At 27.2% G+C, this 15090-nt stretch carries 16 protein-coding genes; 7 read left to right on the top strand and 9 right to left on the bottom strand.

Going from position 1 to position 15090, the window contains the following annotated elements:
- Nucleotides 1–210: 210 nt before the first annotated feature.
- The 5 genes from GPX08_RS12070 to GPX08_RS12090 form a co-directional block, all read right to left on the bottom strand.
- A complete protein-coding gene (locus tag GPX08_RS12070; RefSeq protein WP_156627055.1) occupies nt 211–1116 on the bottom strand; it encodes a gfo/Idh/MocA family oxidoreductase in 906 nt (301 codons plus the stop codon).
- A 120-nt stretch (nt 1117–1236) separates the two neighbouring features.
- On the bottom strand, nt 1237–2625 hold the full coding sequence (locus tag GPX08_RS12075) for a family 1 glycosylhydrolase (RefSeq protein WP_156627056.1): 1389 nt from the start codon (nt 2623–2625) through the stop codon (nt 1237–1239).
- Nucleotides 2626–3491: 866 nt separating this feature from the next.
- Nucleotides 3492–4397, bottom strand: a complete 906-nt coding sequence (locus GPX08_RS12080; RefSeq protein ID WP_156627057.1) for an ROK family protein — start codon at nt 4395–4397, stop codon at nt 3492–3494.
- A gap of 229 nt (nt 4398–4626) precedes the next feature.
- The gene (locus tag GPX08_RS12085) at nt 4627–5580 is read right to left on the bottom strand and encodes a mannose-6-phosphate isomerase (RefSeq protein ID WP_156627058.1); all 954 of its coding nucleotides are present in this window, start codon (nt 5578–5580) and stop codon (nt 4627–4629) included.
- Nucleotides 5581–5916: 336 nt separating this feature from the next.
- Entirely contained in the window at nt 5917–6675 is a 759-nt protein-coding gene (locus tag GPX08_RS12090) for a Cof-type HAD-IIB family hydrolase (protein WP_156627059.1), read from the bottom strand.
- 167 nt (nt 6676–6842) lie between these two features.
- Between GPX08_RS12090 and GPX08_RS12095 the strand changes: the two genes are divergently transcribed.
- Together GPX08_RS12095 and GPX08_RS12100 are read left to right on the top strand one after the other, a co-directional pair.
- Entirely contained in the window at nt 6843–7058 is a 216-nt protein-coding gene (locus tag GPX08_RS12095; RefSeq protein WP_156627060.1) for a hypothetical protein, read from the top strand.
- Nucleotides 7059–7577: 519 nt separating this feature from the next.
- Nucleotides 7578–7742 (top strand): hypothetical protein, encoded by a 165-nt coding sequence (locus GPX08_RS12100; protein WP_156627061.1) that lies wholly within the window; start codon nt 7578–7580, stop codon nt 7740–7742.
- 295 nt (nt 7743–8037) lie between these two features.
- Here the strand turns inward: GPX08_RS12100 and GPX08_RS12105 are convergent, their stop codons facing one another.
- The 4 genes from GPX08_RS12105 to GPX08_RS12120 all read right to left on the bottom strand — a co-directional run bounded on the left by GPX08_RS12105 (nt 8038) and on the right by GPX08_RS12120 (nt 11291).
- On the bottom strand, nt 8038–8502 hold the full coding sequence (locus GPX08_RS12105; RefSeq protein ID WP_156627062.1) for a helix-turn-helix domain-containing protein: 465 nt from the start codon (nt 8500–8502) through the stop codon (nt 8038–8040).
- Nucleotides 8503–8857: 355 nt separating this feature from the next.
- Nucleotides 8858–9148 carry a hypothetical protein gene (locus tag GPX08_RS12110; RefSeq protein ID WP_156627063.1) on the bottom strand — a complete coding sequence of 97 codons (291 nt, stop codon included), beginning with the start codon at nt 9146–9148 and terminating at the stop codon, nt 8858–8860.
- A 90-nt stretch (nt 9149–9238) separates the two neighbouring features.
- Nucleotides 9239–10630, bottom strand: a complete 1392-nt coding sequence (locus tag GPX08_RS12115; RefSeq protein WP_156627064.1) for a HAMP domain-containing protein — start codon at nt 10628–10630, stop codon at nt 9239–9241.
- Nucleotides 10617–11291: a response regulator gene (locus GPX08_RS12120; protein ID WP_156627065.1), complete on the bottom strand. Its 675-nt coding sequence runs from the start codon at nt 11289–11291 to the stop codon at nt 10617–10619. The genes GPX08_RS12115 and GPX08_RS12120 overlap by 14 nt, the downstream gene beginning before the upstream one ends.
- A gap of 415 nt (nt 11292–11706) precedes the next feature.
- On the opposite strand from GPX08_RS12120, the gene GPX08_RS12125 reads away from it, so the two are divergent.
- The 5 genes from GPX08_RS12125 to GPX08_RS12145 all read left to right on the top strand — a co-directional run bounded on the left by GPX08_RS12125 (nt 11707) and on the right by GPX08_RS12145 (nt 14791).
- A complete protein-coding gene (locus GPX08_RS12125) occupies nt 11707–13011 on the top strand; it encodes an alkaline phosphatase family protein (RefSeq protein WP_156627066.1) in 1305 nt (434 codons plus the stop codon).
- A gap of 191 nt (nt 13012–13202) precedes the next feature.
- A complete protein-coding gene (locus GPX08_RS12130; protein WP_156627067.1) occupies nt 13203–13508 on the top strand; it encodes a hypothetical protein in 306 nt (101 codons plus the stop codon).
- An 81-nt stretch (nt 13509–13589) separates the two neighbouring features.
- A complete protein-coding gene (locus GPX08_RS12135) occupies nt 13590–14042 on the top strand; it encodes a hypothetical protein (RefSeq protein WP_156627068.1) in 453 nt (150 codons plus the stop codon).
- Nucleotides 14029–14487: a hypothetical protein gene (locus GPX08_RS12140; protein ID WP_156627069.1), complete on the top strand. Its 459-nt coding sequence runs from the start codon at nt 14029–14031 to the stop codon at nt 14485–14487. The genes GPX08_RS12135 and GPX08_RS12140 overlap by 14 nt, the downstream gene beginning before the upstream one ends.
- 112 nt (nt 14488–14599) lie before the next feature.
- Nucleotides 14600–14791 (top strand): carboxymuconolactone decarboxylase, encoded by a 192-nt coding sequence (locus tag GPX08_RS12145; RefSeq protein ID WP_156627070.1) that lies wholly within the window; start codon nt 14600–14602, stop codon nt 14789–14791.
- Nucleotides 14792–15090 lie beyond the last annotated feature (299 nt).

Raw genomic sequence — 15090 nt, forward strand, 5'->3', positions numbered from 1 at the left:
ATAACAACTTTATTATAACTCTAAGTTGTCAGATAGTCAAAAAGGTTTGGCAAAATTATCTTGTGTGAAATCTAATTATCACTTAATTTTCTTTAAATACCACTATTTTACTCCAGATCCCTATCATTTTTACTTTAATTGGTAAATAAACTTTTAATTCCACTTATAAATAAAAAAGTCAGCCTTTGTTTAGCTGACTCTTTTATTAATTTATTTGCTATTTATATACTCTACAATCTCTTCGCAAATTCTATGAGTTATTATAGAATCTTCTAGGCTTGGATTAGCACTTTTCTTTTCTTTAATTGTAGTTAGGAAATGAGTTATTATATCCTCAAACCCTCTTTTATAAAGGCTACTTTCCCAACCTCCAAAGGAAGTTTTAGTCTTCCCATTGTTATTAACTTCAATTGTATCTACTAAATCTTCAACTACAAACTTATTTCCCTTTACCATATATTCAATAATCTCTTCAGTTATTCCAGCACACCTATTCATAACTCCAACTGCTGTAGTATTTTCACCTTTAAAAGTAACTACTACACTTTTAAGATTATTTTTATTTTTTGAAAAGTTAATGTCTAATCCTTTAATTTCTTCCTCCATTAAAAATCTTAATGTATCAACAACATGAATAAAGTCTTCAACTATGAACCTTCTAACATCGCCTGGCGGATATTCTCTATTTTTTTGCATTACTATAATATCAGCCTTACCTTTTTCCTTTAGTTCTTTTACTTTAGGACAAAACCTTCTATTAAAGCCTACCATAGCTATTACATTATTTTTTCTAGCTAACTCTACTATTTCTTCACTTTTTTTAAGATTATAAGTTAAAGGCTTGTCTATATAGACATTAACTCCATTTTCAATTAGATTCTTAGCAATTTCATAGTGTCCATCTGCATGAGTTGAAATTATAGCTCCATCTATATTTTCTGAAATTAAATTTTTATAATCTATATAAGACCTATCTATCTTATATTTATTAGAAACTTCATCTAATACCTTTTTATTTCTAGTAGAAATATATAATTCTACATCTTCCATTACAGATAATATTGGCAAATATGCCTTTTTAGCTATAGAACCAAGCCCAATAATAGCGATTTTCATTTATAACCTCCAATAATTTATATTCTTCTAATATAAATATAATTTTACCAAATATAACTATAAAAGACACCCTAATTTATAACTTTTCAATAAACTAAGGTGCCTTTCTATATTATTAAATTATCCTATAAATTCTTTAATCCATTTTCCTGATTTTTTGATAGTCTTCTTTTGAGTTTTTAAATCTAGTGCAATAAATCCATATCTATTTTTATAGGCATTACACCAAGACCAGCAATCAATACCTGTCCAAGCATGATATCCAAAGCAGTTTGATCCTTCTTCTATACCTTTATGAAGATATTCTAAATGTTCTTTTATAAATTCAATTCTATAGTCATCTTCAATTATTCCTTCAGCATTTCTATATCTATCTTCACCTTCTACTCCCATACCATTTTCAGATATATACCAAGGAATATTATTATAATTATCCTTTATATTTATAGCAATATCATAAATAGCCTTAGGGTAAATTTCCCATCCTCTATAAGGATTCATTCTTCTTCCTGGCATTTCATAATTATCAAAGTACTTGTCAGGCATCCAAGTGTTACTTTCCTCTACCTTACCTTCCTTTGCCTTAATTCTTCTTGGGAAGTAGTAATTTACTCCAAGGAAATCTATATTGTTTTCTTTAATTATTTTTAATTCTTCTTCAGTGCTTTCCCATAATACACCATCTTCTTTTAGTAAATCTACAAGAAGTTTTGGGAATTCTCCTTTAATTGCTGGCATTAAGAAAGATTCATTAAAGAAGGCATCTGCAATTTTAGCTGCTTTAACATCCTCTTCATTATTTATATCTCTTGGATATGAAGGAGTTAAGTTTAGTATTATTCCTATCTTAGCCCCATCTTTTCCATAATTATTTTCCTTAAATGCTTTTATTGCTTTTGCAGAAGCTAAGTTTATATTATATAATGCTTGAACAGCCTTTCTTCCATCTACAACTTTTGGATAATGGAATTGATATAAGTATTGTCCTTCTACAACTACTATTGGTTCATTAAATGTAGTCCAATGTTTTACTCTATCTGAGAAAAGCTTAAATGCAGTATTTGCAAACTTAACAAATAAATCAACTACATGCTTAGATTCCCATCCACCATACTTATCGTATAATTCAACAGGTAAATCAAAGTGATGAAGAGTTATTATTGGAGTCATTCCATTTTTTATTATTTCATCTATTACATTATTATAAAATTCAATTCCATCTTCATCTGCTTCACCTGTTTCAAAGTCTTTTATTAAACGAGTCCATTGAATTGATGTTCTAAAGCTATTTAATCCTATAGATTTAAGCATAGCTAAGTCTTCTTTATAACTATTGTAAAAATTAGATGTTACTTCTGGTCCAACTTTATCAAAAAATGCTTCTGGTTCAACTTCATACCAATAATCAAATACATTTTTATGTTTTTTATTAAATCTACCTTCACATTGTGGGCCTGATGTAGCAGCTCCCCATAAGAACCCTTCTTTAAAATTCATTTTCTTTTCCATAACCTTCATCCTCTCCTAATAACCTATTTAAAATTTATATAATGTATATTTAAAACGTTATATTAAGATATAAATTGCATTCTTGAATATTAATTTTAATATTACTTCTCAAGAACACCTCTTTAACTTTATTTTATCCTGATTAAAAAATAAAATTATTCAAATTTTGAAAATAATTTTTGATTATCTTAATTTCTAATTTTTTAACCATAGTTTAAATTCTGAATATAACCCCAAAGATAAATAAAGGTTCTATAAGACAAATGGCTACAAAAAGAAGTTATAGACTCGTAAAAGCTACTAAACCAAGAGTTTGGTAGAACTCGCATACGCTAAGACAAACCAACAACTCTAGGGCCTAGTAGGTTTTTTTATTTCTAATATTAGCATCTACTTCAGACAATCTTCAATAGATGAGTTTCATACTAAGTTCAGTTATTAATTCACTAAACTTCACTAAGTATTCAATGCCTAATTTTTCTCCATATACTTATTTCACATATCCTATTTACATCTGCTAATAATTCATCCTTTAACATATTTCAGGATCTGTCATTAAATTTTATTGAAATTCAGCTCATCTGAATTCCTTCCTTTAGTAGACCCGCACCCCCAAGTTTAAATTGCGTAATAAGTTTTTAACATTAATGATATGTATTAAATTGGAGATTTTATTATAATGAGAAACTACAATTCTTATTTAAGGTAGCTAAGATGGCGTTAAGAATTTTTATTGTTTGAGCAAAGCGAGTTATAAAAATTTAGCCAGCTTATATAGCTTAAATTTAGAATTGTATTCGAAATTATTTAAAAATCGGAAAGTTAATACATATCATTATGTTTTATTCGCATTTTAAAACTATTTTTTAGTTTCTTTGTAGATAATTAAATAAAGCTCCTAATAAATTTGCATCATTTCTAAACATACATCTTGCTATATTAGGTCTTACAGTAGCTATTTTTATCTTACTCATAATTAAATCTAGCTTTTCATTGATTCTCTCTATAAAGTCTTCTCTATTACTTATGGCCCCTCCAATAACTATCTTTTCAGGATCATAAATATATTGTAAATTAAAAATCCCCAAAGCATTATAAAAATAGAAATCTTCTATTGATTTTATAGCATCTTTATCTCCTGCTTCAGCCATTTCAAAAGCCTTTTCCCCATCAATTTCGATTGCATCAATTCCTTTAGCTTCTGCAATTCTTCTTCCTATAGAACTTGTTGCACCTAAATTGCTCCAACTTTTAAAGGTTAAGTCATCTCCTTGCCCTTCACTTTCTAAAATCGCAATGCCAAATTCTCCACCATATAAATGCTTTCCTTTATGTATCTTTTTATCCTTAATTACAGCTCCACCAATTCCTGTACCACATACAATAAATAATACATCTCTATTATACTTAGCTGCTCCAAGCCAAACTTCTCCTAGAGCAGCACAATTAGCATCATTTTCTATTTCTAATTTCAGTCCAAGGTCTTCTCCAAATATCTTCTTGAAATTATGATTATTAATACATGGTAGTGCACTGCATCCACTTATAGAACCCATTTCACTATTTACTGCACCTGGCGCACTTATCGCTACTCCATCTATATTATATTCCTCTTTAGCTTTTTCAATTTCCCCTATAAGCACGGCTTTGAATTTATCGAAATCATTAGCCTCTGCTCTAATGGAATCCTTCTTAATTATTTCACTACTTTCTTTTATAATAGCAACCTTTATACTGCTTCCTCCAATATCAAATACAATATAATTCTTCATTATTCCCACTACTCCTTTTAATAAATCTTTTATTAGATAATTATATCAAATAATTCTTTTTAAATTAAAACCCATCAAAAATCCTATAATATTTTTTATTCTCATAAACAATATAATTATAAATCTCAGAAAGCTAGTCCTTAAGATAAAAATAATTAAAAAAAGCAAAACTCAGTCTTTCATTATTTCATTTGCTGAGTTTTGCTAACACTTTATTATTATTATTATCTTATACTACTGGGTAACTTTTTAGTACTTTTAAAGTTCCTGTAATACTATATTCTCCTAAAGTGGCTGGAATTAAGAAACTGTCTCCCATTTTTATTTCTTCACAGACTTTCTTACCAGACTTATCTATACTAATAATGTTACCTTCACCCTCTACACATGTATACATATCAAATCTCTTTTTATTACTTTTATCTTTATATTCAGTTTTTATAGATATCTTTTCAATACCAAAGTATTCATTTTCACATAATAAACTATAGTTATATCCATCAAACTCTTTTTCTTCTCTTTCACTTAAGTTTTCACATTGAAGATCAAAATTAATAACATCAAGTGCTTTTTCTACATGTATTTCTCTAGGTCTTCCATAGTCATAAACTCTGTAAGTAACATCACTATTTTGTTGTATTTCTGCTATAATTACACCTTCACATATAGCATGTACAAGTCCACTGTTTATTAAGAAACAATCACCTTTTTTAACCTCTATTTTATTTAAGCAATCTTCCACTTTATTATTCTTTATTGCTTCTTCAAATTCTTCTTTAGAACAATCCTTAGTCCCTACTATTAATGAAGCACCAGGCTTTGCATCAATAACATACCAAGCTTCAGTCTTACCATAGTCGCCTTCATACTTAGCTGCATATTCATCTCCTGGATGAACTTGAACTGATAACTTTTCCTTGGAATTGATTAATTTTATTAAAAGTGGAAACTTCTCTAAATTAACTTTGCTACCTAATAGATCTGCTCCATAATTCTCAATTAGCTTATCAAAGGCTATACCTTTAAATTCTCCATTTGCAACTATACCTGTACCATTTGGATGGCAAGCTATGTCCCAAGACTCTCCAATTTCTCCCGCTGGCATGTTTTTTCTGAAAGATTCTAGGTCCCTGCCTCCCCATATTTTTTCGTAATATAAATTTTCAAATCTTATTGGATACATTATTGTCCTCCCTTAATTAATTTCTACTTTTGTTATGTAAAATCTTATAATTCTATATTCATTTAAGGTATGTCTATTAACCTATTTTTCTTTTGTATTAGTAGGTTACATTTATTCACAAAAAACTACTCTTATTATTTCTCTATTAATTTATCTTATATTATATATTATAACTATTACACTTATTTTTCCAACATTTCCTTCAAATAATTGATAATTATTATAAATATACAATTCACTGATTATTTACAAATATTATCATTTTTATATGCAAACTACCTTTTTAAAATTATTTTATGTATTAATAACTATTAAGACAATTCTATTATAGTATCTCTATAAAATATAGTCTTCTATACAATGACTTACAGAAGTGACAATATAATTTGCATGCTTCTTTAACTCATCTTCAGCATAATCAAAGGTAAATGAGTTTTCAGTAATTTTAAACATACTTACATCATTCCAAGAGTCACCAATAGCATATACATCCTTAAGGTTAACTTGTTCTTGATCTGCTAAATACTTTAATCCTTCACCTTTAGAACATCCAATTGGAACAATATCTATATAAATATCATTTCTATATGCAATTATTTCATCTTTAAATTCTTCATTTATTTTATCTTTAAAATTTTCTATTTCTTCAATACTTTTACTTGGGCTATATATAGAAATTAAACTAAGATTTTCATCTATTTCATCTATAGATTTTACTCTTATTTTATTGGGATAAGGTAGGTTGTCTCCATCAGTTAAAAGATAAGTATTATATCCTGACTCTACTGATATTGCTATATCGTTACTATGAATTTTAGATAATATTTTCTTTATTATGTCTTTCTTAATTATTTTCTGTATAATTCTACTTCCTAATGAATCTACAATTAGAGCTCCATTTAAAAGAATATAATAATTAGCTAGTATATTATATTCATCCTTAAGCATCTTAACTCCATTGTAAGGTCTTCCAGTAGCAATTACTAATAGCTTTTCAAGCTTTTGTAACTTATGTACAGCTTCTTTATTTCTTCTTGATACTATATTTTCTTCTAACAAAGTTCCATCTAAATCAGTAGCTAATAATTTAATCATAACTTTCCCCCACTATAATTTTTTTAAATCAAAACATATTTACTACATTATTTTATCATATTTTGATATATTTTTTCTCAAATTTATGATTTCTTCAATTTTTTCCTTTAACTAACATGAATTAAAAATCATTAAAAATAAATACTAAACTATAAGGAGTGATTATTATGTCAAAGAATACAAAAAGTAAAAATGTTTATTTACCTAATGAAAGAACTAATTATTCACCACCCAAACATGCTTTAATTAGTCATGGCAAAACTGAGAAACCATCATCTATACTTCCAAGCACTGTATTAGATGATATAGTTGTTAACAATATTTCAAATGCTGAATTTGACTATACAGAAGAAAGTGTTCTAAGTGTAGACGATGATATTTAGTATTAATTATTTGAACTAGCACTTTGTATATATTGTGCTCTGACTCCGTCGCAAGCTCCAAGTCGTCATACGCACAAATATATACAAAGTGCTGTATTCTAAATAATATTGAGATATGTTGGAACTAAAGGAAGAAATTCAACGAGTTGAATTTCTGTATTTGTTGTTATTTGTTATTGCTAATTATTGATTGACTTATGCTGATGTCGCTAGCTCCAAGTCGTTCTTCACATAATATATAATACCTACTTGTAAAATATAAATTGTAGTTTTGTTGAAACTGAAAGAGAAAATTCAAAGAGTTGAATTTCTATATTTAATTTTTATTTTAAACTATTTTGCTTTTATTTGACTTGGACAACCTTACCAGATTCAAGTCGACCTACTAATAATATATAAAGTTTACTAATAAAATATAAATCTTGAAATTTATTGGAACTTACGGAAGAAATTATATATGTTAAATTTCTTCACTAAAATAATATTTAAGTCTATTTAGACTTTAAGGAGGTTTTTTTAATGGCTAAAAGTAATGATAAGAAAAGAAGAACTGATGGTACTATACCAATGAAGGGTAAAAATGTTCCTTCATCTCTTAATTCAAGTAATATAGCTACATCATTTAATAGCTACTCTAAAAAGGATAAAGTATTAAAGGATAGCAAAACTAATCAACTTTATTAATTTAATATAACTGTAGACTTTATATATTATGCTTTGACTCCGTCGCAAGCTCCAAGTCGTCATTCACATAATATATAAAGTCTACTAGTAAAATATAAATCTAAAAATCTATTGGGATTGAAGGAGGAAATTTAACGAGTTGAATTTCTGTATTTATTTTTTTATAATCTGGAAAGCTTCGAGTAATCTTACATATAGTATTTTTGAATTGCGTACTAAAAATACCGTATATTCTTTTGAATAACACGGTATTTCTACAAGTTTAATATTTAAAATTTACTCTATAAACTGGAATTTAGTGATTTGATTTGATCTTACGATTTTTCCAAACATTGTACAAAATATCTTTAAGAATCAACATTGCATCTTGTTCATTAAATTTATATTCCTTCTTTATTTCGTCTAACATTTCATTTAATTTACGAGCGTAGATAGGAATATTCACTGTATTTTGATATTTAAGCAGAATAGGATACTTTTTCCCCCACGCATTTGTCCAGTCAATTTTTTCTTCTGTTTTTTCACTTGTTTTGTCGATAGTCTCCTGAATTTCTTTTATATCAATGTCAAAATCAATCAATTCATCTAACGACATATTGTATAACACTGCCATTTTTTTCGACTGACGAATATCTGGAACCGTTTCATCTGTTTCCCATTTTGAGACAGTCTGTCTGCTAACCCCAAGTTTCTCCGCCACATCTTCTTGCGAAAGTCCACTCTTTTTTCTTGCATGAAATAAACTATTCCCTAAATTCATTGATTTGCCTCCTTATCAATTTATAGCCTTATTATATTAGTTAAGAAGGATAAGGTCTACCAATTATAGTTATCAAATTTGCACGTTTTTTTTACATACAAGGAACTTACAACTTCTAAATAATACGGCATTCGCTTTAACTTATCCAATATAAATTACTTGCATATAAAAAAGATACTATTTCGCTATAAAACCTCGAAATAGTATCTTTTTAAATCTTAAATGTGCATTTGCACCATAAATATATTTTATTCAATCTTAAAGAATTATTACATTCTTAATTATATTTTCACCTTATATCTACTTCCTTATCAGAAATATCAAAATAAGGTCTTTAATTTACATCTTAAACTAATTATTTTCTATTCATCATACCATATCCAGATCCAGAGCCATCACATCTGCCTCTACCCATTCTTGAGTTATTTCCTTTTCCGTATCTTCCATTTTCCCCATCATACTTTTCATTATAATATTCACAATTAGGATTTCCCCAAGAATCATTTTCTGCATTATCTTCAATTTCATTAACAGCAGATTTTCCATAACTTAAATTTCCTTCATTTGTTTCTGCCGAAGCAACTACCGCCCCAACTCCAACAGTAATTGCAGAAATTATTGCAATTGATAAAAACAATTTTTTCATAGTTACTATACCTCCTAAATAACTTATATCTATATACTAACTATTACTTTTAATAATCTAATGATGAATTTGTGATAGATTTGTGAAAAGTTATATTTTTTTAATTAATTCATTTGGAACAATAAAATAAAATTCACTACCATCACCTAACTTACTTCTAACTCCGTATAAAAATCCATGTGCCATAATTATTTCTTTAGAAATTGCTAATCCAAGGCCCATTCCCCCACTCTTATCTCCCTTGTAATATCTATCCCATATATTTTTTAAGGATTCTTCATCTATACCCCTGCCATAATCTCTAACATAAATCTCTATTCCATTATCTATATTCTTAACTCCTAAAGTTATCTCATCTCTAGTACTTTTAGAATGTTTCATAGCATTAGAAATAAAATTACTCAAAACTCTGTATAAATAATTGTTATCTATTTTAAAATAATAATTACTATCATCTAATTCATTTTTAAGCACTAAATTTTTATTTATACTTACTATATTTTTTAATTTATAATAGCTTTCATTAATAAAATCTATTAGGTTTGTATCAGCAAGATTAATAATACTCTTATTTTCTCTAATTTTACTTAAAGCTAATATTTCTCCTACTAAACTTGATAAAATATCTACTTCTTCAATAATATTAGTAGCGTAATCTATTACCTCTTCCCCTTCTACTAAACCATCTTTTATTACTTCACTATTTGCTCTAATAACACTTAAAGGAGTTTTTAAATCATGGCTTACATTACTAATAAACTCTCTTTGCATAGTATCTTTTATTTTAAGTTCTTCTGACATTTTATTAATACTATTATTTAATTCCTCAATTTCATCATTAGTAGTAACCTCTACTGTATTTTCATAAATCCCCTTAGATATATTATCTGCTCTTTTTTGCAAAGCAATTATTGGCTTTGTAAATTTTTCTCCTAAATAAAAGGCAATAATAATTGATAATACTAGTGAAAAAATAAATATAGCTACAATTATTAAATTAACACTTTTAATTAATGATCTAATTTCTTCATAATCCTTGTACACTACTATGTCTCCATAATCTGAAGCTTTTTTTATACCAATGTAGGTATTACCATCACTATCTTTAAAAATGTCCTTATTTTTAATGCTTGTAAAATCTATATTTTTACTATGATTCATCATCCCCTTTTGGTTCATATGTCCCATTCCATTACCTGAATTATTTCCACCTGAACCTTGTCCCCTGCTCATTGTCCTACACATATTCTTAACTGACCCATCATTAACTAACACTGCATATATATCAGTTAAATCAATCATAGTATCATTCTTAGCAGCCTCTAAAACATACTCACTTGCAATTTCTAAGTCTGAATACTCACTGTTTATGTATATTTTAGGTAATATAAATGATGTTAAAGTAAATCCTACTAAGATTACAAATAAATTTACAAGAGCCATGTATTTTATAATTCTTTTACTAATCTTATTCATCTTCAACTGTAAGGCTATAGCCTACCCTCCATATAGTTTTTAGATTACCTCTAAAGAACTCTATCTTTTCTCTAAGCTTCTTTATATGAGTGTCAACAGTTCTTGTATCTCCATAGAAGTCATATCCCCATACCTTTAAAATCAACTCATCTCTTGAGAAAACTCTATTCTTATTCCTAACAAGAAATATCATCAGTTCATATTCCTTAGGGGTTAATATTACTTCTTCACCTTTTTCAAATACTCTTCTATTATCCTCATCAATTTTTAACTTTCCTATATTAATTTCACTTTCAATTTCTTTTAGTGTACTTTTCAATCTCAAAGAAACTCTTAGTACAAGTTCCCTCATACTAATAGGCTTTACCATATAATCATCTGCCCCAAGCTCAAGGCCAAAAATTCTATCCTCTTCTTCTCCTCTAGCACTAGTAATTATAACTTGAGTCATTTTATTTAAGGACTTAATCTTCTTTAAAAGATACCATCCATCCTTATAAGGCATCATTATATCAAGAAGTACCAAATCATATGTATTATTTTCTATTAGTTCCTCTGCTATTTTACCGTCACTTGCTAATTCTACATTATGACCTTCTTTTTCTAAATATATTTTCATTACCTTGCTTATTTGCTTTTCATCTTCTACTATTAGTAATCTTCCCATATTTCCTCCATAGATTTTCATTAGTTTATAATTAAATTCTTCTTTTAAATTATTACTATTTATAAAATTATTAGTTACCATTCTATCTTAATGGGGTATCAAAATTAATACTATATTCTTAAACCTAATATATCATAATATTACTGAAATTAATTATTTTTAATATTTTCTCTTATTCAAATGGAAATCTCAATGCTAAAGTCGTCATGCTAAAATTTATTGGATCTTCACTTACATAATGATTATTTCCAAGTGAAAAGTTATTATTTGTATTATTAATGGTTGTATTTGTGCTTATAAAGTAAATTAAATTAACTTAATTTAACATCATTATTACATTAATGATATTCTATTTCAATTAACATTTAGGTATAATTAACATACGGACCAAATTTTATAAGGATGGCGAAATAAATTGAAGACTAAATATTTAATAATTATTTCCTTTGATGCTGTGTCTTCAGAGGATGTTTCAAAATTAAAGAAATTAAGTAACTTTAAATATCTTATAGATAATGGTAGTTTAATTACTAATGTAGAAAGTGTTTATCCTACCTTAACTTATCCAGCTCACGCAACAATAATGACTGGATTATACCCTAAAAATCATGGAATAATTAATAATACTCTAAATAAATTTTCTGATATAAATCCTAATTGGTATTGGTATAGAAAATATATTAAAGGTAAAACCATCTATGATTTAGCTTCTGAAAAGGGACTAACTACAGCTGCACTATTATGGCCTGTATCTGGAAGAAGTAATATAAAATATAACTTAACTGAAATCTTTGCTCCAAAACCTTGGCAAAATCAATTAGTTATGTCTGCCTTATCTGGCAGTGTGTCATACCAACTTGATTTAAATAAGAGATTTGGACATTTAAGAAAAGGCTTAGCTCAACCAGAACTAGATAACTTTGTTCATGAATCATCTAAATATACTATATCTAAGTATAAGCCTAATTTATTACTTATTCATTATACTGATGTTGATACTAACAGACATTATCATGGTTATGACAGCACAGAAGCTAATGAGGCTTTATTGAGGCATAATGAAAGACTTGGAGAAATAATAAACACTTTAAAAGAAGCAAATATATTTGAAGAAAGTACTATAGTTACACTAGGAGATCATAGTGCTTTAGATGGCGATTATATGATTAGATTAAACTCACTCTTTAGAGAAAATAATCTTTTATCAGTAAATTCAAAGGGTAAAATCACTAATTATAAAGCAGTAGCAAAAACTTGTGATGGCTCTTCTTATGTTTATTTAAAAGATAGAAATGATACTGAAACTTATAATAAGGTTAAAGAAATCTTAGATAATGTACTAAAATCTAAAGATTCACCTATAGAATTTGTTTTAAATGGTGATGAAGCTGCTAAAGAAGGAGCAGATTCTAATTGTAGCTTTATGGTAGAAGGTTCTCTTGGCTATTACTTTATAGATGAAGCCTTGGGAGACTTTGTTGAAAAAGTTCCTGAAAATGAGGTGGGCAATGTGTCTCATAGAACTAAAGCTACTCATGGCTATCATACAAGTAAGGAAAATTATACTACCTTCTTTATGGCCTATGGCTGTGGAATAAAAAAAGGAATTGAGATTGATGGTGGCAAGCTTATAAATCATGGTCCTACTCTTGCAAAACTATTAGATCTTAACCTTGGGTCTGTAGATGGAACCCCTGAGGATAGAATTCTGGAATTATAGTAATGTAAACTTTATATAGTTTATGCTATAGCTCAGTCACTGGCTCCAAGTCGCTCTACCCATAAACTATATAAAGCTACATAAAATAAATAATTATGCAACTAAACTCTTTTAAACTTTGATATTAAAAATATTTGATAGTTGTATTTATTTTATGTCATGCATTAAGTTCATTTATAGGGAGGTATTTTATGAGGTGTTCAGAATGTAATTCTAAATTTACCTTTACTAATATAATTAAATCTATGAATAGAGCAAATGGCAAAATACAATGTACTAATTGCAAAAGTACATTTAAAAAAGAAAAAGACAGATTTATAGTTACTATATCAGTTATTTCTGTATTTTTCGCTGACATTATATCTAGATGGTTAGTTAATGTAATAGATTCTAGAACTACTTCTTTATTTATAGGAGGATTTATTGGATTAATAGTAGCATTAACGCTTCTTCTTATATCTCAAAATTGGTGTAAATATATACGCATTAATAAATAAGCATCATTTTTATACTTCACTAGTTTTTCATAATTTTAAAATGAAGCAAGTTAAATATATCATTAGTTAGGTGGTTAATATATGGAATGGCATAGAATTATAGATAAAAGAGATATTGATATTTTAATGAAGGACTATTGTGGCTTTCATGATTCTTGCTTAGTATCATTAAATTATAGTAGTGGTGCCTCTGTAGATAATAATGGTTCTATGAGATGTGGCACACCTGAAGAAAAAGAACTTCATATGTTTTTCCAAAGTCAATGTGTTAATAAAGTACTGGAGTTAAGTTTCTCTCATGTGAAAAATTTTCATATTGCAGGATGGCAAGATCATTATTTTTGTGATATTTTTGATTGTTATTTAGATTTCCGTAATGATCTAGTAAAAGGTAGAGATGATACCTTAATTATCTGGGCTGATAATGAATCCTTTAATCCAAATGAAGAAAATGAAAGATCTATACTTAATGAACCTATGACTACATATGTTATCGCAGGTAGTCTAAAATGGAGGTTTTATGAAAAAGCTTAAATCTTCAAGTTTTATAATAATTATAATGTCAGTAGTAATATTGTTATTGCTAGGCTTAAGTTGCTATCTTTTTAATGAGAGTAGAAAACCTGATTATAAAATAGCTATAGGTACTTACACTAATAAATATGGTGATAGACTAATAAGTTATCCTATTTCCAATAAGGAAGACTATAGAGCAATATTATTTGCTTTAATAAATGCTAATTCTATTGAAGAACCCGCTATTATTAGTAAATTACCTGATGCTAGTATTTTAATAAGTGACTCTAAGCAAGGTGTAGGCTATTTAGATGCAGATGTTTGGTTTGCTGAAGATAAGGTGATTTTTAATTTAGGTGAAAAAAATAATATAGATTCTAATTATAAAGTAATTAATGGCGAGTATGCAAAATATATTAATGAATTTATTTCAAAATATAAGCCTGAAAATAATTTTGATTAAACAACTAATAAAAATATTCTAGGAAAATTAAATAATACTGATTTGTATAAATATATTGTAATTTATTTATAATATCAATTCAAAATACGTTATCAGATAAGGAGTGATTCAAATGATACTTGATATCAGTATAGCTACGATTATTGCTACTACTTTAAATATTGCTTTATTAATAGCTGTTATATTCTTAATTTATAAGTTCATAAGAATTATTAGAAATTTTATAAATAAGCATAATGAGCTAGATAAAAAAGTAGATGCTATTTTAAATAAATTAGATAATAAAAATAATAATTCAATTTAAAATTATATCTTATTACTTAAAAGTAAATACGTAATTTTATAATTATTAATTTAAATATAAAGTTAATAAATGTATTAGAGTAATTCTAAAAACAAGAAATTCATTCTACTGAATTTCCACATTAATTGATAATTTCAAATTGTTAATTGTTAATCGTAAGAATCTGTTAAGCTGATATGAAAAAATAGCTTGATTTTTCATAGAATTGCTCGCTCTTTGAAAATTATATAAGTTTGAATATTTTATTGCATGACAAACAAGCCTGCAATAAAATTGATTTTTGCAGGTTAAATAAAGGT

The organism is Clostridium tertium (assembly GCF_902652255.1).
GTDB lineage: Bacteria > Bacillota > Clostridia > Clostridiales > Clostridiaceae > Clostridium > Clostridium tertium_A.

Coding starts and splice junctions, on each gene's coding strand:
- GPX08_RS12105 (WP_156627062.1), bottom strand. CDS start 8,502: ATGAATTTAGGGAATAGTTTATTTCATGCAAGAAAAAAGAGTGGACTT.
- GPX08_RS12120 (WP_156627065.1), bottom strand. CDS start 11,291: ATGGGAAGATTACTAATAGTAGAAGATGAAAAGCAAATAAGCAAGGTA.
- GPX08_RS12110 (WP_156627063.1), bottom strand. CDS start 9,148: ATGAAAAAATTGTTTTTATCAATTGCAATAATTTCTGCAATTACTGTT.
- GPX08_RS12070 (WP_156627055.1), bottom strand. CDS start 1,116: ATGAAAATCGCTATTATTGGGCTTGGTTCTATAGCTAAAAAGGCATAT.
- GPX08_RS12135 (WP_156627068.1), top strand. CDS start 13,590: ATGGAATGGCATAGAATTATAGATAAAAGAGATATTGATATTTTAATG.
- GPX08_RS12075 (WP_156627056.1), bottom strand. CDS start 2,625: ATGGAAAAGAAAATGAATTTTAAAGAAGGGTTCTTATGGGGAGCTGCT.
- GPX08_RS12095 (WP_156627060.1), top strand. CDS start 6,843: ATGTCAAAGAATACAAAAAGTAAAAATGTTTATTTACCTAATGAAAGA.
- GPX08_RS12145 (WP_156627070.1), top strand. CDS start 14,600: ATGATACTTGATATCAGTATAGCTACGATTATTGCTACTACTTTAAAT.
- GPX08_RS12090 (WP_156627059.1), bottom strand. CDS start 6,675: ATGATTAAATTATTAGCTACTGATTTAGATGGAACTTTGTTAGAAGAA.
- GPX08_RS12130 (WP_156627067.1), top strand. CDS start 13,203: ATGAGGTGTTCAGAATGTAATTCTAAATTTACCTTTACTAATATAATT.
- GPX08_RS12085 (WP_156627058.1), bottom strand. CDS start 5,580: ATGTATCCAATAAGATTTGAAAATTTATATTACGAAAAAATATGGGGA.
- GPX08_RS12140 (WP_156627069.1), top strand. CDS start 14,029: ATGAAAAAGCTTAAATCTTCAAGTTTTATAATAATTATAATGTCAGTA.
- GPX08_RS12100 (WP_156627061.1), top strand. CDS start 7,578: ATGGCTAAAAGTAATGATAAGAAAAGAAGAACTGATGGTACTATACCA.
- GPX08_RS12080 (WP_156627057.1), bottom strand. CDS start 4,397: ATGAAGAATTATATTGTATTTGATATTGGAGGAAGCAGTATAAAGGTT.